Genomic DNA, 17,577 nt, shown 5'->3' on the forward strand with positions numbered 1-17,577 from the left:
ATGACCCTCCAGGAAGGAATCACCGTGGAACTGCGCTCCGGCGACTACACCCTCCGCGTCGAGGCGGGCGGCCTCGAGGTGCTCAAGGGCGAGCGCGTCCTCTACGCGAACGACCGGCCGCTGCGCGTCACGGTCAAGACCGTCGCCGCGATCAGCGAGTACTCCGGCGCGCCCTACGACGCCGTCTCGCTGTCGGAGGGGGCGATCACCGCGAGCGGGACGATCACCGTCCGCTCCGGGTCGGCCTTCGCCGTCACCGACGTCTGGCGCGTCGCGGGCGACGGCTTCTCCGTGCACCGCGACGTCGAGGTGCTGGCGGCCGGCGGCGACCTCGGCTTCTCCACCGCCGTCTCGCTCGGGCTGACCGGGTCCGACGACCTCCGCGACTACGAGTGCTTCGCCCCCGGCGCCTGGTACCGCGACAACGCCTTCGGGCCCGCCGACGCGATGGGCCGCGACCCCGGCAGCGAGTACTTCTGGCGCACCGAGACGCATTACGCGCTGCCGCTCTTCGCCGCGCAGAGCCTCGCGACCGGCGAGACCGTGGCGCTCTCGCGCTGGGCGGCCGACGCGACGCTGCCGCGCCTGGACGTGGTCCGCTCCGAGAACTTCACCGACCCGGACTGCACCGTCGGCTCGATCGGCCTGAGCCGCCCGCAGGGCACGACGCTGAACTACCTCTACTACGGCTTCGGCGTGCGGACCCCGCTCGACGTGCCGCCCGCGGGCCTGTCGATCGACTACGTCCACCCGGGCGCCGACGGCGAGCGCCCGATCGACAACCCCTACTCCGGCCTCGACTACGACGCCGCCCCGAAGGCCCTGCAGCGGGTGAACCACCCGGTCGAGGTCGGCTTCCGCCAGCGCTACGCCGTCGCGGTCGACCTCGGCCGGTACGACGACTTCGCGACGATGATGCGCGCCACCTGGCGCAGCACCTACGCCCGGCTCCGCGACGACCTGTTCGAGGTCGACAACGAGCGGCACTTCCACCACGGCATGGCGATCCTCCAGCGCCTCACCCGCCGCTACGGCGACTCCTGGGGCCTGCCGTTCGCCTGCCAGCTGCCGGACCTCGACGTCTCGAGCGTCTCCTTCCAGTTCGGCTTCGTCGGGCAGCAGCCGGGCATCGGCTACCAGCTGCTGCGCTACGGCGACCGCGAGGGCGTGCCGGAGGCGTTCGAGCAGGGCGTCGGCATCGTCGACTTCTGGGCGCGGACCGCGCTGCCCGAGTCGGGCCCGCCGCGGATGTGCTTCAACCCCTCGCTCGGCGGCTTCGAGCCGTACCCGCACTACCTGCGGATGCTCGCCGACGGCGTCGAGGCGATCCTCGACGCCTACCTGCACCTGCGCGACCTCGGCGACGAGCGCCCGCTCTGGCTCGAGTTCTGCCGGCGGACCGCCGACTGGCTGCTCGAGGTGCAGGACGCCGACGGCAGCTTCCACCGCGCCTACAACGCCGACGGCTCGGTGCGGATGGACTCGCGCTCGAACACCCCGAGCGTGATCCGCTTCCTCGTGCAGCTGCACCTCGTGACGGGGGAGGGGCGCTACCGCGCGTCCGCCGTGCGCGCCGGCGAGTGGTCGTTCGCGAACATCCACCGCACGCTGGAGTACCGCGGCGGCACCTGCGACAACGCCGACATCCAGGACAAGGAGGCGGGCATCTACGGGCTGTTCGGCTTCCTCGCGCTGTACGACCTGACGGAGGAGCCGCGCTGGCTGGAGGGCGCCGTCCGCGCCGCCGACTACACGGAGACCTGGACCTACGCGTGGTCCTTCCCGGTCCGCGCGCCCTGGGCGCATCCCTTCAACCGGTACTCGATCAGCGGACAGAGCATCATCACCCTCGGCGGCGGCGCCGACGTCTACATGGCGGCTTGCTCGTACAGCTACTACCGACTGCACCTGATCACGGGCGACGAGCACTACCTCGATTTCGCCGAGTTCCTGCACCGCAACACCCGCCAGTCGACCGACGTCGACGGCAGCATCGGCTACGCGATGCCCGGCCTCGGCCACGAGAGCGGCGACTTCGCGACCCAGACCCTGCGCAGCCACCACCACTGGCTGCCCTGGTGCACCTTCGTCGAGGTCGACCCGGCCTCGCGCCTGCGCGACACCTTCGGCGTCTACGAGATCGCCGACGCGCAGCGCCTGCCCGCCGCCGAGCGGGCGGCCCGCAACCGCGTCTACGACCGCTACGGGCACTCGCGGAGCTGACCCGACCCACCGCATCCGGCGCGCGTCTCGTTCCCGCGTCGACGCAGCCGCACGGCGGGTCCGGCGGCCAGCGGGGACGACGCCCGTTGCGCTGCTCCGCCTCCGTCGGCGGACCGGAGCCCGTTCCGCGTGCTGCAGCCGTACCCTCCGCAGTGCCCTCAGCCGCGCCACTCCACGTCCACGCGCACCGCCTCCGCACCGAGCTCCAGCCCGCCCGACACCTCGCGCCCGTCGACCCGCAGCACCGCGTCGCGCAGTGTGCGCACCCGCGTCCCGCCCGCCGGTGCCAGCCACTCCGCGCTCGGCACCCGCCGCACCCGCAGCGACGCCCGCCCCGGCGACCACTCCAGCCGGTCCACGACCACCCCGCCGCGCGCGCGCAGCCCCGTCACGGCACCCCGCGCCCACGCGGACGGCAGTGCCGGCAGTACCGTCAGCGTCTCGTCATCCGATCCCAGCAGCATCGCCGCCACGAGCCCCGGCAGTCCGCCGCTGGCGTCGAGGTTGAAGATCCGCCCCGCGTCGTGCCGGGTCGTCAGCGTCGGTGACCAGTGCTCGACCGCGAGCCACTCCGCGCAGGTCAGCGCCGCCTCCCCGTCACCCAGCGCCGCCGCCGCGACGCCCACCTGCACCAGCCCGAACGCCATCTCCATCCGCCCGGGAGGAGCGGTCGGCGCCTCGGCCCGCCACGCGATCTTCGCCGCCACCGTCGCCGCCGCGGCGGCCCGAAGCCGCACCGCGGAGGCGCCGGGGCCCTCGAAGGCAGCGTCGCCCGCGTACCAGAGCGGGTACAGCTGCGACGCGTGCCGGTGCGCGATCTCCTCCGCGAACCGCGGGTCGATCCACTCCGCCAGCGTGCCGTCCTCGGCGACCCGGTACTCCGGCAGCTCCGCGACCACCCGCGCCCAGCGCTCGTCGAGCGAGTCGTCGCCGCGGGCCCGGCCGAGCAGCGCCGTCGCCCGCGCGGCGTCCCGCAGCACGGCGACGTCGATCGTCGCATCGACCGCTATCGGCGAGCGCGCACCACCCGGTGTGTTCTCGGGGGAGTAGGAGGGGACGATCCGGCGCACCCCGTCGACCACGGTCGTCCCGGTCTCGGCGAAGCGCAGCACGCCCTCGGCCAGCTCCCACAGCCGGTCGTCGACGATGCCGCGGTCTCCCGTGGCCGCGACGGCGTCGGCGGCCAGGCGCAGCACCCAGCCGCCGCAGCCCGTCCAGAAGAGGTGCGGGTAGCTCGCCGCGAAGTGGTCGGCGCGGCCGTGGGTCGACATCCGCGACGGCAGGAGCATCCCCTCCGCCCCGTAGACGAGGCGCGCGTTCTCGCGGTAGTCGTCGAGGTGCGGCAGCACCAGCTCCAGGATCGACAGCGCCAGCTCGGGCGTGCCGGTCGGGATCATCCCCGCCATCGCGCCGTTCTGCACGTTGCCGTTCAGCGTGTAGTCGGCGGACCAGGCCGGCCGCCAGGTGCCCTGCCAGACGCCCTGCAGCGTCGGCGGCAGCTCGCCGGTCGACGCGACGATGTTCGCGCGGCCGCTGAGGTACGCCAGCTCGACGACGCGGCGGCGCGCACCCTCGTCGCCGGCACGCGCCTCCTCCCAGAGGTCCTCGGTGAGCACCGCGGAGGAGGCGCCGGCGAGATCGAGGGAGGAGGCGCCAACCAGCCGGCCGTGCCCGTGGCGCTGGGCCTCGCGCAGCTCCGCCCACGAGGCGTCGTCGCCCGTCGACTCGCCGCCCGCACGCTCCCGGCTCGCCGGCTCGTCGCCCGCCAGCGACAGATCGACGCGGAGGAGCGCGCCCGCCCCGGCCGCGACCGGCACCGTCGAGCGGGTCACGACGCCCTCCACGTCCCACGGCGCCCCGGTCGCCGCGGTGACCGTCGCGCGGATCCGCTCGCCCCCGGTCTCGGCGCTCCCGGTCCCGGCGACGGCCAGCAGTCGCCCGACCGCACCGCCCTCGACCGTCGCCTCGACCACGGCCGACGCGTCCGGCACGCCCGTGTCGAAGGAGGTCGCGTCCCCGGCGCCCAGCCCGAGCTCGACCGTGCTCTCGCCGTCGCGCTCCGACTCCACCCGCAGCCGGACGCTCTCGCCCCCGTGCGGAGCGATCAGCCGCACCGCGTGCCGCCCGCCGTCGAGGTCGGTCCACTCGACCGCGACCTCGCCCAGCAGCGGGTCGAGCAGGCGCCGGCTCGACGCGACCCCGCCGGCCGTGCGGATCGACAGCGTCGCGCACAGCCCGAGCGGATCGGTCCAGATCAGGCCGCCGTCGTAGCCGCTCGCCCGCGCCCCGCGCTCGAGCAGGTCGCTCGCCGCGTCGGCGTCCCCGGCCAGCAGGGCACTCCGCAGCTCGTCCCGCACCGGGGCGAGGTCCGGGGCGGCGGGCCGCGCGTTGACGGGGAGGAAGTAGCGCTCGTGCGCCAGCGAGACGGTGAGCGCGTCGGCCGGGCCGTGCACCACGGCGCCGACGCGGCCGCTGCCGACGATCAGGCCCTCCTCCCAGGTCGGGGCCGCAGTGGCGGTGACGAGGGTGGGCGTGCGCGACAGTGCGCCGGCGATCGGGGCGATGATCGGTTCCTTTCGGGCTCGCGGGAGTGCCTGATATGTTGCGTGAACCCTCAAATTACCTCTCCCGGTGCGACGGCGCGCGGGAGTCGAGAGTTAGGAATCCGCGATGACGCGACCGATCACCCTCTTCACCGGCCAGTGGGCGGACCTCCCCTTCGAGGAGGTGGCGCGCCTCGCGGGGGAGTGGGGCTACGACGGCCTCGAGATCGCCTGCTGGGGCGACCACATCGACGTGGCGCGCTGGGACGACGCGGAGTACGTGCAGAGCCGGAAGGACATCCTCGAGCGCAACGGCCTCCAGGTCTTCGCGATCTCGAACCACCTCACCGGCCAGGCGGTCTGCGACGACCCGATCGACGAGCGCCACCGCGACATCCTCAGCGACCGCGTCTGGGGCGACGGCGACCCCGAGGGCGTCCGGCAGCGCGCCGCCCAGGACCTCAAGGACACCGCCCGCTTCGCCGCCGCGCTCGGCGTGACGCAGGTCAACGGCTTCTCCGGCTCGTCGATCTGGAAGGGCGTGGCCATGTTCCCGCCCGCCTCCGACGAGTGGATCGCCGCCGGCTACCAGGACTTCGCCGACCGCTGGAACCCGATCCTCGACCTCTTCGAGGAGGTCGGCGTCCGCTACGCGCTCGAGGTGCACCCGAGCGAGATCGCCTACGACTACTGGACCGCCAAGCGCACCCTCGAGGCGATCGGCCACCGCGCCTCGTTCGGCTTCAACTTCGACCCGTCGCACTTCGTCTGGCAGCAGCTCGACAGCGTCGCGTTCGTGCTCGACTTCGCCGACCACATCTTCCACGTGCACGTGAAGGAGTCGGTCACCAACCTCGACGGCCGCAACGGCGTCCTCGGCTCGCACCTGCCGTGGGCGAACCCGCGCCGCGGGTGGACCTTCGTCTCGACCGGGCACGGCGCCGTCCCGTGGGAGCCGGTGTTCCGCGCGCTCAACGCGATCGGCTACACCGGCCCGACCAGCGTCGAGTGGGAGGACGCCGGCATGGACCGCCTCGACGGCGCCCCCGAGGCCCTGGCCTTCGTGCGGAAGCTCAACGCGATCACGCCGCCGGCCGACGCCTTCGACGCGGCATTCTCGACCTCGCGCGACTGACCGCCCGCCGCCCGCCTGCATCCCGGAGGCCGGAAGGACCGACTGCCCGCCAGGGCCGTCCGGGCCTCCCGGCCTCCGTCGTGCTGCGAGCGCGTCCGCAACCGGGGCCGGGACGCTGCAGCGGGCGCCGAACGGGCCGGAGAGGGTGATCCGCCCTCGATCCCTGATCCGCCCTCGATCGCTGACGCGATCCAGGCCGGTCTCGGCGGCGGGCCCCCGCCCCGACCCGGCGGCTCGCCGGGAACGACGGACGGCCGGCCCCCCGCAGGGAGCCGGCCGTCCGGCCTCGCAGGATCTACAGGCCCTGGGAGAGGCGGTAGTACGCCGCGTTCGAGCGGATGTCGGACTCGAAGCCGCGGAGGGTGGTCGACTCGTCGATCACGAGGAGCTCGACGCCGGCGATGCGGGCGAAGTCCTCCCATGCCTCCAGCCCGATCTGCGTCGTCATCACCGTGTGGTGCGCGGCACCGGCGGTGATCCAGGCGGCGGCGCTGGTGCCGAAGTCCGGGGCGGGCTGCCAGACGGCGCGGCCGACGGGCAGGTGCGGGAGCGTCTGGGGCGGCTCGACGTTCTGGACCTTGTTCGCGACCAGGCGGAAGCGCTCGCGGACGTCGCTCAGGGCGACCACCACGGCGGGTCCGGCGTCGGCGGTGAAGACCAGGCGCACCGGGTCCTCGCGGCCGCCGATGCCCAGCGGGTGGATCTCGAGCGAGGCGCGCTTCGACGACAGGGACGGCGACACCTCGAGCATGTGCGCGCCGAGGATGAGCTCCTCGCCGGGCGTCATGTCGTAGGTGTAGTCCTCCATCAGGCTGGTGCCGCCGGGGAGGCCGGCGCCCATGACGGCGGCGATGCGGATGAGGACGGCCGTCTTCCAGTCGCCCTCGCCGCCGAAGCCGTAGCCGTCGGCCATGAGGCGCTGCACGGCGAGTCCGGGGAGCTGGCGGAGTCCGCCGAGGTCCTCGAAGCTGTCGGTGAACGCCTCGAAGCCGCCCTCCTCCAGGAACGAGCGCAGGCCGATCTCGACCGCGGCGCCGTAGCGGAGCGACTCGTGGCGCTCGCCGCCGGGGAGCAGCTCGGGGACCACGTCGTAGCTCTCGAGGTACTCGGCGACGAGGGCGTCGATCTGCTCGGAGGTGGCGGCGTCGACGCGCTCGACGAGCTCGTTCACGCCCCAGGTGTTGACGCTGACGCCGAGGCGGATCTCGGCCTCGGTCTTGTCGCCCTCGGTGACGGCGACGTTGCGCATGTTGTCGCCGAAGCGGGCGACCTTCATGCTCTGCGAGGCGGACCAGCCTGCGGCCGCGCGCGACCAGGTGCCGATGGCCTCGGTGACGCGAGCGTCGCTCGCGTGGCCGACGACGGTCTTCCGGGGCACGCTCATCCGGCTGAGGATGTAGCCGTGCTCGCGGTCGCCGTGCGCGGCCTGGTTGAGGTTCATGAAGTCGAAGTCGATGTCCTGCCACGGCAGGGCGACGTTCGCCTGGGTGTGGAAGTGCAGCAGCGGCTTGGCGAGCGCGTCGAAGCCGTGGATCCACATCTTCGAGGGGCTGAAGGTGTGCATCCAGGTGATGACGCCCACGACGGAGTCGTCGGAGTTCGCCTCGATCATGGTGCGGCGGATGGCGTCGGAGCTCTTCAGCACCGGCTTCCACTCGACGGTCACGGGGATCGCGCTCGCCTCGTTGAGCTGCGCGACGACGGCCTGCGACTGCTCGGCGACCTGGCGGAGGGTGTCCTCGCCGTAGAGGTCCTGGCTGCCGGTCAGGAACCAGACGGTGCGGGTGGCGAGGTCGGGGATGATGCTCTGGTACACGCTCATGCGATGGCTCCGGTGGGGTTCTGTCCGTAGACGTTCTGGTAGCGGTCGAACAGGGCGTCGATCGACTCCTGCGGGATGGGGACGAGCTCGCCGCCCTGGCGCGCGAGGTGCACGGTGCGGGCGACGTCCTCGGCCATGACGGCCGCCTTGACGGCGTCCTTCGCGTCCTTGCCGATGGTGAAGACGCCGTGGTTCTGCATCAGGACCGCGCGCGAGCGGTGCCCGCTGAGGGTCGCGACGATGCCGCGGCCGATGGAGTCATCGCCGATGATCGCGAACGGGCCGATGGGGATCTCCCCGCCGAACTCGTCGGCCATCGCGGTGATGACGCAGGGGATCGACTCGGCGCGGGCCGCCCACGCGGTCGCGTAGGTGGAGTGCGTGTGCACGACTCCGCCGACCTCGGGCATCTCGCGGTACACGTAGGCGTGCGCCGCGGTGTCGCTGGAGGGGCTGCGGTCGCTGCCGGGGGTGCCGGGGACGACGTTCCCGTCGAGGTCGCAGAGGATCATGTTCTCGGGCGCGAGGTCGTCGTAGGAGACGCCGCTGGGCTTGATCACGAAGAGGTCGGCGCCGGGCACGCGGCCCGAGATGTTGCCGCCGGTCCAGATGACGAGGCCGTAGCGGACGAGCTCGGAGTGCAGCCGCGCGACGTCCTCGCGGACGCGGGCGATCGCCTCCTCGACGGCGGGGGTCTGGGTGGTCATGCGGTGGCTCCCTGGTTCTGCGGGTCGGTGAGGGTCTCGACGGCGGTCTGCTCGACGGCGAGGCCGGCGCGGTAGCGCTCGAGGTAGGCGGAGAAGCCGGCGACGTCGTCCGCGTCGGGGGCGACGGTCTCGAAGCCGGAGTCGCCGAAGACCTGATCGGTGAGGTACGCGTCGAGCGCGACTCCGCTCTGCAGGCGGTAGGCGGCGAGCACCGCCATGCCCCACGGGCCGCCCTCGGAGGCGGTCGCGGCGACCGAGACGGGGGCGTCGAGCGCGCCGGCGAGGAAGCGCTGGGCGACCCCGGCGGTGCGGAACATGCCTCCGTGCGCGAACATCTCGTCGATCCGCACGCCCTCGCCCGCGAGGACGCGCATGCCCAGCGCCAGGGTGCCGAACACGCCGTAGAGCTGCGCGCGCATGAAGTTGGCGAGCGTGAGGCGCGAGTCGGGGGTGCGAACGACGAGCGGGCGGCCCTCGACCAGGCCGGCGATCGGCTCGCCCGCGAGGTGGTTGTAGGCGAGCAGTCCGCCCGCGTCCGCCTCGCCCTCGAGCGCCTCGGCGAAGAGGGTGCCGTAGACGGCGTCGCTGTCCGAGGGTCCGCCGGATGCGGCGGCGAACCGCGAGAACAGGCCGACCCAGCCGGCGAGCTCGCTGGCTCCGTTGTTGCAGTGGACCATCGCGACGAGGTCGCCGGCGGGGGTCGCGACGAGGTCGAGCTCGTGGTGGACGCTCTCCAAGGGGCCCTCGAGGACGACCATGGCGAAGATGCTGGTGCCGGCGCTGACGTTGCCGGTGCGCGGGGCGACGGAGTTGGTCGCCACCATGCCGGTGCCGGCGTCGCCCTCGGGCGGGCAGGCCGGGGCGCCGGGCCGGAGGGAGCCGGTGGGGTCGAGCAGGAGCGCGCCCTCGGCGGTGAGCGAGCCGGCGTCGGCGCCCGCGGGGAGCACGGCGGGCAGCAGCTCGCGCAGCGGCTTCACGGCGCCGGCCGCGCGCGCGTCGTAGAGGTCGACGACGCGCTGGTCGTAGTCGCGGGTCGCCGGGTCGGTCGGGACCATGCCGGAGGCGTCGCCGACTCCGAGGACCTTCTCGCCGGTGAGGCGCCAGTGCACGTAGCCGGCGAGGGTGGTGAGGAAGTCGATCCGCTCGACGTGCGGCTCGGAGTCGAGGACCGCCTGGTGCAGGTGCGCGAGCGACCAGCGCAGGGGGATGTTGGCGCCGAACAGCTCGGTGAGCTCGGCCGACGCGGGCCCGGTGCTGGTGTTGCGCCAGGTGCGGAAGGGGACGAGCAGCCCGCCGTCCGCATCGAAGGGGAGGTAGCCGTGCATCATCGCCGAGACGCCGAGCGCCCCGACGGAGGAGAGCTGCACGCCGTGGCGCGACGAGGCGTCGGCGACGAGGTCCGCGTAGGCGGCCTGGAGGCCCGCGTGGACGGCGTCGAGGGAGTAGGTCCAGCGGCGGTCGACGAACTGGTTCTCCCACTCGTGGCTGCCGACGGCCAGGACCACGGACGGGTCGGCCGCGTCGACCAGGCACGCCTTGATCCGGGTGGAGCCGAGCTCGATGCCGAGGGCGGTGGCGCCGCTCGTGATCACGTCGGCGGGGGTGGGCCTGCGCTGGTCCATCATGCTCCTCGCTCGGGCGATGTGACCGTTCACAAAGCCCCGGGTCAGCGTAGGCGAAACGGCTCGGGGTCGGCAAGCGAGGGGCCGCCCGACGGGGTCCGACTGCTCCTCCTCCGCCGCAAGCCCCTTCCGCCGGGGCCGCCCGCTTGGTCGCATGAGGCATGCGTGAGATCAGACTCGTCAGACTCGTCACCCGCCTCGAGATCGCCGCCGCCCTCGATCCGCTCGTCGGCCGGGTGAAGCGGGCCGTGAACGCGGTGGTCCGGCCGCAGCCGGTGCGGGACGTGCTTCACGGCGTCCCGGTCGGCCACCCGTCCATCCGCTGCTCGTCCTCGTGCCCACCGGCGCCTGGGTGTCGGCGGCGGTGCTCGACCTGCTGCCGGGGAACCAGCGCGCGGCGCGGACCCTCGTCGGCGTCGGCGTGATCAGCGTCCTGCCGACCGCCGCCTCCGGCTTCACCGACTGGTCGGAGCTGCACGAGCAGCAGACCCGCGTCGGGCTGGTGCACTCGGCGGCCAACGTGGTCGCGACGGGCCTCTACGCCGCGTCGTGGGTGCAGCGCCGCCGGGGGCGCACCACGAGCGGGAAGGTGCTCGGGATGCTCGGGCTCGCCGTCGTCTCGGGCGGCGGCTACCTGGGCGGCCACCTCAGCTACCGGCAGGCGGCGGGGGCGAACCACGCGGAGGACGTGCCGCACCGCTTCCCCTTGGGCTGGCAGGAGCTCGGCGCCCTGGCGGACCTGCTGGAGCGCACGCCGGTGAGGAGGGAGGTCGCGGGCCTCCCCCTGCTCGCCTTCCGGCGGGGCGAGCGGATCGACGTGCTCTCGAACGTCTGCAGTCACCTCTCCGGCCCGCTCGACGAGGGCGAGGTCTCGGCGGACGGCTCGGGGGAGGCGTGCGTCGCCTGCCCGTGGCACGGCAGCGCCTTCTCGCTCGAGACCGGCGAGGTGCTGCGGGGGCCGGCCACCTCGCCGCAGCCGCGGTTCCAGACTCGGGTGCGCGAGGGGCGCGTGGAGGTGCTGCTGCCGCACGCGGGGTGAGGCGGGGGCCGGTGCTGCTCAGGCCTGAGCCGTCGACGCCCGCTCCACCAGCACCGGCGGCACCGGGCGGTCGACGGCGGGCTCCTCGCCGCGCAGCTCCGCGAGCACGACGCCGATCGTGCGGCGGCCGACCTCCGCGAAGTCCTGGCGGATGGTGGTCAGCGGCGGCTGGTAGTGCGCCGCCTCGGGGACGTCGTCGAAGCCGACGACGCTGAGGTCCTCGGGCACGCGCAGTCCCCGCTCGGTGCAGGCGTGCAGGAGTCCGAGGGCCATCTGGTCGTTGCCGGTGAACACCGCGGTCGGCAGAAGCGCGGCTCCGAGGAGGCGGAGGCCGGCGCGGTAGCCGGACTCGGCGCTCCAGTCGCCCTCCACGACGGCGACGGGGTCGAGGCCGGCCGCGCTCATCCCGGCGCCGAAGCCCTCGAGCCGCGCCTGCGCCTCCACCCAGTGCTGCGGACCGGCGAGGTGCGCGATGCGGGTGTGGCCGAGGCCGACGAGGTGCTCGGTCGCCAGTCGCGCTCCGGCCGCCTGGTCGACGAGGAGCAGGGAGTCGGCGCCGCGGTCCGTCGCGCCGAGCGTCACCGAGGGGACGCCGATCGCGAGGCTCTCGATCGCCTCCAGCGCGCGCTCCTGCGGGGCGAGGACCACGATCGCCTCCACCGACTCCCGCTGCAGGTGGGCGAGGCCGTCGGCCAGCGACTCCGCGTCCGGCGCCGCGTTCACGACCGGGACCCGGTAGCCCGCGTCGCGCGCCGCCTGCTCGATCGCGGCCATCGCGGTGGCGGTGCCGTAGAAGCTGTGGCTCTCGGCGGCGAGGATCCCGATCAGGCCGGAGCGGCTCGTCGCCAGGGCGCGGGCGGCGGCGCTGGGGCGGAAGCCGAGGTCCTCGATCGCGGCGAGCACGCGCTCCCGGGTGCGCGGCCGCAGCTGGGGGCTGTCGTTGAGCACCCGCGAGACCGTCTGGTACGACACTCCGGCCCGCACCGCGACGTCGCGGATGGTCGGCGCGCGGTCGAGGGGCATGGCCACACCGTAGCGGTGCGTGCGCCCCCGTCCCCTCCCACGAGATGCCGCTCCGGGTGCGCGTTCGTCGGCGGGTCGCGTACCGGAGTGGCGTGCCGCGGAGGGTGTCCGGGCGCGGGTCAGGGGCCGCCGAGCCAGTGGTCGATGCGGTGGTGGTCGGGGGTGAAGCCGTGGTCGACGCCCCAGAGGACGGCCTGCGTGCGGCTGGTCGCGCCGATCTTGCCGTAGACGCTGCGGATGTAGGACTTCACCGTGTTGGGGCTGAGGTAGGTGAGCGCGGCGACGTCGGCGTTGCTCTTGCCCTGCGTGATGAGCGCGAGGATCTCCGACTCCCGGTCGGTGATGCCCTCGTGGCGGCCCGGCCAGTCGAGGCCCGGTGCGCTGCCCGCCCGCCGTGGAGGATCGCTGACGACGACCTCGCCCGCCGCCACCCGCTCGAGCGCGGCCACCAGGTCCCGCGCCGGCAGGGTCTTGGAGAGGTAGCCGTGGACGCCCTGCTCGAGGGCGTCCGCGATGAGCGTCGGCGCGAAGTTCCAGGTGTAGACGACCACGTGCTCGGCCCGCTCGTTGCGCACCAGCTCCGCGATCTCGTGGTGGTCCGACTCCGGCTGGGCGAACGAGTCGTAGAGGACGACGTCGATCCGGTCGGAGAGGGAGGCGTTCGCGTCGATCTCGGCGACGACCACCCGATCGCGGTAGTGGTCGAACATGTGCGCAAGGCCCGTGAGGACGACGTCGTAGTCGTCGACGAGCGCGACGGTGAGGGGCGCGCGGCGGGTCATGGTCGGACGCTACCGCACGGTTCGTCGGGGCGAGCACACCCCCAGGGGTGTACCGCCGCCTCCTCCGGGGTGGTTGCGTAGCCACCGGTCCCGCAACCGCGGAACCGACCAGCGGGCCCCCGCCCGCACAACGGAAGGACGACCGCCATGCTCGGTCTCATCGTCAGCCTCATCGTCGTCGGACTCATCGCAGGAGCGCTGGCCCGGCTCATCGTCCCCGGGAAGCAGAGCATCAGCATCGGCATGACCATCGTGCTCGGCATCGTCGGCTCGTTCGTCGGCGGCTTCCTCGGGTTCCTGATCTTCCAGCACGACCCGATGGACGGCTTCTTCCAGCCCGCCGGCATCATCGGCTCGGTCATCGGAGCGATCATCGTCCTGCTCGTCTACACCCGCTTCGCCGGCCGCTCCGCCGCGCGCCGCTGACCCGCAGCGCACGGCGACAGCGAGGTCGCTGCCGACCCGCGCTCCGCGGGCGTGCAGGCACCACGCTGACCGGCGGCCCCGGCCCGGCTCCCTCCACGGGCCGGGCCGTCGTGCTGTCCTCGGGGTGCCCGGGCGTCGTCCGTGGTCTCCGACGCTGCGTCCGCGGGTGCCGACGCTCCGTCCGCGGAGCCCGCGCCGCGTCCTCCGACCTCCGCGTATCAGCGGCGGAGTCCGTGGCTGCCGCGTCGGTGGCTGCCGAGTCCGTCGCCGCAGAGTCCGCAGCCGCGCAGTCCGTCGCCGCCCAGCCGCTGCGCACCGGGGTGCGCGATGCTCGGGCGATGCCGCTCGTCGTCCCCGATGCCCTCGTCCCGCTCGCGCTCCGGCTCGCCCGCGCGAACCGCACCTTCGTCAGCGCGGAGGGAGCCCGTCGCCGCATCCGGGAGCGCGCGCTCCGTCCCGCCTCCTTCGGACCGCCGCCCCGCCTCCGGCCCGGCGTGCGCGTCGACGTGGAGCAGGTCGGCTCCTGGCCGGTCTACACGATCCGCCCGCGGGTGATCCGCGGCGGCGTCGTCTACGTCCACGGCGGCGGCTGGGTGAACGAGATCGCGCCCCAGCACTGGTGGCTCGCCGCCCGCATCGCCGACGAGGCCTCCGTCGCGGTGACCCTCCCGATCTACCCGCTCGTGCCCTTCGGCACGGCGCTCGAGGCGCGCGACGGCGTCCGCGCCCTGGTGCTGCGGAGTCGGGAGCGGCACGGGGCGACCTGCCTCGCCGGCGACTCGGCGGGCGGCCAGATCGCCCTCTCGACCGCTCTCGCCCTGCGCGACGACGGGGTGGTCCTGCCGCGCACCACCCTCGTCTCGCCCGCGCTCGACCTCTCCTGGAGCAACCCGCGGATCCCCGAGGTGCAGCCGACCGATCCCTGGCTCGGCACCCCGGGCGGTCGCGTCCTCGCCGAGAGCTGGCGCGGCGCCCTCGACCTGCTCGATCCCGTGGTCAGCCCGCTGTTCGGCGACCTGGCGGGCCTCGGCCCCCTCACCGTCTTCACCGGCACGCGGGACGTCCTCAATCCGGACGCCCATGTGCTGGCCGAGCGGGCGGCGGCCGCCGCGGTCCCGTTCGAGCTCCACGAGGCCGTCGGGCAGGTCCACGTGTACCCGCTCGTGCCCACGCGGGCCGGCCGCGAGGCGCAGCACGACCTTGTCGAGGGGCTCCGCGCGGCGGTCTGACCACCGGCCGGCCCAGGCGTCCGGCAGGCTCCTCTCAGTCCGTCTTCCGTATGGCGGACGGCGCCTCCGCCCGCTCGTCCACGACGTCGAGGCGAGCCAGCGCGTTCGCAGTCCCCCGGCGGCCACGTGTCGCGACCAGGCCGATCATCGCGGCCGCCGCGAGGACGAAGGCGAGCAGCGACCAGAACCCGCCCTCGACAGCGAGCAGGGTCGACCAGCCGCCCGATCCCGCCGCCCAGCGCACGAGCCGCTGCCAGAGGAGCGGTCGCGGCTCGGGACGCAGGCGCACCACCGTCTCGCCGAGGGTCCGTCCGGACCGCAGCACGATCACGAGCTGGAGCAGCGGAGCGACGAACGGCAGGGCTCCGAGAACCACGTCCCCGGGGCTCGAGCGCGTGTCCACCCCCGCGAGCACGAGGCCGACCCCGGTGATCGAGACGAGCAAGCCCGTGACGAGGCTCAGCGCGAGAACGTCGCAGAACATGCCGAACGCGCGGCGGCGGATCGTGACCGGGCGCGCCAGCTCCGGCACTGCGCCCTCGGTCCGGCGGGTGAAGAGGAGGAGGACGGGGGAGAGGAGGGTGCCGAGCAGGGCGCCGGCCGTGTTGGCCAGCAGGTCGTCGACGTCGAAGAGCCGGTAGGCGCACGGGTAGAGGAACCAGTCGCCCGTGAGCTGCGTGACCTCGATGAGGAGCGAGACGGCGAAGCCGACGACGGTGCCGCCGATCAGCCCGGCGACGAGGCGCCCGCGCAGAGCGAGGTGTCGGACGAGCATCCCGAGGGGGACGAAGAAGACCACGTTCAGGAGCACCTGCGCGGACGCGGGGTTCGTCAGCAGCGCGCGGGGCCCGTCGATCCCGCCCTCCTTCGCGATGTCCGCGACGAAGGCGAACAGGCGCAGCTGCGGACCCGATCCGGTGCGGCAGGCGGCGGCGACCGTCGCCTCGTCGGGCAGGGGGAGGAGCGTGTAGGTGACGAGGGCGAGCGCGTAGACCACGGCGGCGAAGGCCAGCACCGCGTTGCCGATCCCGAGGACGCCGCGGCGCCGGTACTGCAGGGCGGCCCAGGGCACGAGGCCCACGAGGGCGACGGCGGAGCCGAACAGGAGGGCGAGCACGGCGGAGGTCATGCGTCGACAGTAGGAGAGCGGAGGCCCTTCTCGACCGCCCGGCGCATCAGGGGCCTCTGACAGCGCGGTTCGTCCCTCCCCAGCGCGGGATGCGGGCGCTCCTCCACGGATCCGAGCGATCCCCGCCCGCCGCCTCCACGCCCTGCTAGCGTTTCCTGGGTCGCGTCCAAGAAACGCGTGCACCCCCGACCCCTCCACGAAAGACGTCATGCCGCTGCGCTCCCGCCTCCTCGCCCTCCCCGCCGCCGTCGCGGCCGCCGCGCTCCTGCTCAGCGGCTGCACCGCCGAGACGCCGGACGCCTCCAGCACCCCCGTCGACGGCGGGACGCTGACCTACGCGTCCGGCGACGCCGAGCCCACCTGCCTCGACCCGCACGTCGGCGGCAACTACCCGCAGGCGCTCCTCGCGACGCAGGTGCTCGAGTCGCTCGTCTCGCGCGACGCCGACGGCACCATCACGCCGTGGCTGGCCGAGTCGTGGACCGTCTCGGACGACGCGCTCAGCTACGACTTCACCCTGCGCGAGGGCGCGACCTTCACCGACGGCACCGCCCTCGACGCGGAGGCGGTCGCCGCGAACATCGCGCACCTGCAGGACCCGGCGACCAAGTCCTCCACCGGCTACCTCGCCGTGGCGAAGGTCGCCTCCGTCACCGCGGTCTCGCCGACCGTGGCCCGCTTCACCCTGACCGCGCCGGACAGCGCGCTGCTCGAGTCGCTCGCGCAGCCGTGGACCGCGATCGAGTCGCCCGCCGGCATCGCTCGCGGCGAGGAGGCCAACTGCGAGGCGCCCGTCGGCACCGGCCCCTTCACCGTCTCGGAGTGGGTCAAGCAGGACCACGTGACCCTCACCCGCAATGAGGCCTACGACGCGTCGACCGGCCCGACCGGGGACGGCCACGAGGGCCCCGCGCACCTGGCGAGCATCACCTGGCGCTTCATCCCCGACTCCGCCACCCGCTACGCGGCGCTGCAGTCGGGCGAGGTCGACGTGCTCGACAACGCCCAGCCCGACACTCTGAAGGCCGCGACCGGAGCCACCGACCTCGTCGAGCTCGACGCGCCCCGGCCCGGCTCGGTCAACCGCCTCGAGCTCAACTCCGGGCAGGCGCCGTTCGACGACGAGTCCGTTCGCGAGGCCTTCGTCCGCGGCGTCGGCGTGAACGACGCGATCGACTCCCTCTTCTTCGGCACCGCCGAGCGCTCCTACTCCCCGCTGTCCAGCCGCGAGGCGACCGCGTACTCCGACCCGTCGCTCTTCGAGGACGCCGGGTCCGACTCCGAGACGGCCGCCGCCGAGGATCTGCTCGAGAAGGCCGGCTGGGTGGACTCGGACGGCGACGGCATCCGCGAGAAGGACGGCACGCCGCTGACGCTGCGCTTCCCCGTCAGCACCAACCAGTCGATCCCGGCCGAGCAGTCGCTGTTCGAGCAGATCCAGGCCTCGGCGAAGACCCTCGGCTTCGACGTGCGGATCAGCCTGCTCGACCTGTCGAGCTGGTACACCGCGCTCGCGTCGAACGAGTACGAGCTGGTGAGCGCCCCGTACACGAAGGTCGGACCCGACGTGCTGCGGATCCTCTACTCCTCCTCGGGCATCACCCCCGCGCCGAGCGGCTACTTCGCCAACCACGCGCAGATCGCCGACCCCGCGCTCGACTCGCTGCTCGAGCAGGCGAGCGCCACGACCGACGAGGACGCCCGCGCCGACCTGTACGAGCAGGCCCAGCGGATCGTCCTCGAGGGCTACTGGATCCTGCCGCTCTACGACCAGCAGAACCACTACCTGCACCGGTCGGCCGTCCAGGGCCTCGTCGCCCTCGACACCGTGTCGACCCCCTGGTTCGCCGACGCCTGGGTCTGAACCGGCCCCGGCGAGCCGCCTGCACCGATCGAT

General features: G+C 73.7%; 13 protein-coding genes. 6 read left to right on the forward strand and 7 right to left on the reverse strand.

The window, feature by feature from the left end; translation table 11 throughout:
• Nucleotides 1-2,223: a hypothetical protein gene (locus C5C53_RS13110; protein WP_219813983.1), complete on the forward strand. Its 2,223-nt coding sequence runs from the start codon at nt 1-3 to the stop codon at nt 2,221-2,223.
• 158 nt (nt 2,224-2,381) lie between these two features.
• On the opposite strand, the gene C5C53_RS17560 is transcribed toward C5C53_RS13110, so the two are convergent.
• The gene (locus C5C53_RS17560) at nt 2,382-4,841 is read right to left on the reverse strand and encodes a glycoside hydrolase family 95-like protein (RefSeq protein ID WP_104233640.1); all 2,460 of its coding nucleotides are present in this window, start codon (nt 4,839-4,841) and stop codon (nt 2,382-2,384) included.
• A 52-nt stretch (nt 4,842-4,893) separates the two neighbouring features.
• On the opposite strand from C5C53_RS17560, the gene C5C53_RS13120 reads away from it, so the two are divergent.
• Nucleotides 4,894-5,901 carry a sugar phosphate isomerase/epimerase gene (locus C5C53_RS13120; RefSeq protein WP_104267735.1) on the forward strand — a complete coding sequence of 336 codons (1,008 nt, stop codon included), beginning with the start codon at nt 4,894-4,896 and terminating at the stop codon, nt 5,899-5,901.
• A 295-nt stretch (nt 5,902-6,196) separates the two neighbouring features.
• Here C5C53_RS13120 and araA read toward each other — a convergent pair whose 3' ends face one another.
• The 3 genes from araA to C5C53_RS13135 are packed head-to-tail and all read right to left on the reverse strand — an operon-like array spanning nt 6,197 to nt 10,052.
• Complete coding sequence (araA, locus tag C5C53_RS13125; protein ID WP_104267736.1) at nt 6,197-7,723, reverse strand: L-arabinose isomerase; 1,527 nt, start codon at nt 7,721-7,723, stop codon at nt 6,197-6,199.
• Complete coding sequence (locus C5C53_RS13130) at nt 7,720-8,430, reverse strand: L-ribulose-5-phosphate 4-epimerase (RefSeq protein WP_104224687.1); 711 nt, start codon at nt 8,428-8,430, stop codon at nt 7,720-7,722. The genes araA and C5C53_RS13130 overlap by 4 nt, the downstream gene beginning before the upstream one ends.
• Nucleotides 8,427-10,052 (reverse strand): xylulokinase, encoded by a 1,626-nt coding sequence (locus C5C53_RS13135; RefSeq protein WP_104233642.1) that lies wholly within the window; start codon nt 10,050-10,052, stop codon nt 8,427-8,429. Before C5C53_RS13135 ends, C5C53_RS13130 begins: the two co-directional genes overlap by 4 nt.
• Nucleotides 10,053-10,386: 334 nt before the next feature.
• On the opposite strand from C5C53_RS13135, the gene C5C53_RS13140 reads away from it, so the two are divergent.
• Nucleotides 10,387-11,091 (forward strand): Rieske (2Fe-2S) protein, encoded by a 705-nt coding sequence (locus tag C5C53_RS13140; RefSeq protein WP_308470985.1) that lies wholly within the window; start codon nt 10,387-10,389, stop codon nt 11,089-11,091.
• Nucleotides 11,092-11,109: 18 nt separating this feature from the next.
• Here C5C53_RS13140 and C5C53_RS13145 read toward each other — a convergent pair whose 3' ends face one another.
• Both C5C53_RS13145 and C5C53_RS13150 read right to left on the reverse strand, forming a co-directional pair.
• Nucleotides 11,110-12,114 carry a LacI family DNA-binding transcriptional regulator gene (locus C5C53_RS13145; protein WP_104267737.1) on the reverse strand — a complete coding sequence of 335 codons (1,005 nt, stop codon included), beginning with the start codon at nt 12,112-12,114 and terminating at the stop codon, nt 11,110-11,112.
• A 119-nt stretch (nt 12,115-12,233) separates the two neighbouring features.
• Complete coding sequence (locus C5C53_RS13150; protein WP_104267738.1) at nt 12,234-12,896, reverse strand: response regulator transcription factor; 663 nt, start codon at nt 12,894-12,896, stop codon at nt 12,234-12,236.
• Nucleotides 12,897-13,043: 147 nt separating this feature from the next.
• Between C5C53_RS13150 and C5C53_RS13155 the strand changes: the two genes are divergently transcribed.
• Nucleotides 13,044-13,322, forward strand: coding sequence for a GlsB/YeaQ/YmgE family stress response membrane protein (locus tag C5C53_RS13155; RefSeq protein ID WP_104267739.1), 279 nt, complete (start codon nt 13,044-13,046; stop codon nt 13,320-13,322).
• Nucleotides 13,323-13,570: 248 nt separating this feature from the next.
• Nucleotides 13,571-14,551 carry an alpha/beta hydrolase gene (locus tag C5C53_RS13160; RefSeq protein ID WP_258075428.1) on the forward strand — a complete coding sequence of 327 codons (981 nt, stop codon included), beginning with the start codon at nt 13,571-13,573 and terminating at the stop codon, nt 14,549-14,551.
• Between the two features lie 34 nt (nt 14,552-14,585).
• Here C5C53_RS13160 and C5C53_RS13165 read toward each other — a convergent pair whose 3' ends face one another.
• On the reverse strand, nt 14,586-15,680 hold the full coding sequence (locus C5C53_RS13165) for a VanZ family protein (protein ID WP_181127770.1): 1,095 nt from the start codon (nt 15,678-15,680) through the stop codon (nt 14,586-14,588).
• Between the two features lie 208 nt (nt 15,681-15,888).
• Between C5C53_RS13165 and C5C53_RS13170 the strand changes: the two genes are divergently transcribed.
• Nucleotides 15,889-17,544, forward strand: a complete 1,656-nt coding sequence (locus C5C53_RS13170) for an ABC transporter substrate-binding protein (protein WP_104226049.1) — start codon at nt 15,889-15,891, stop codon at nt 17,542-17,544.
• Nucleotides 17,545-17,577: the final 33 nt, after the last annotated feature.

This window comes from Rathayibacter sp. AY1E3 (genome assembly GCF_002932235.1).
In the GTDB taxonomy this organism is placed as follows: Bacteria; Actinomycetota; Actinomycetes; order Actinomycetales; family Microbacteriaceae; genus Rathayibacter.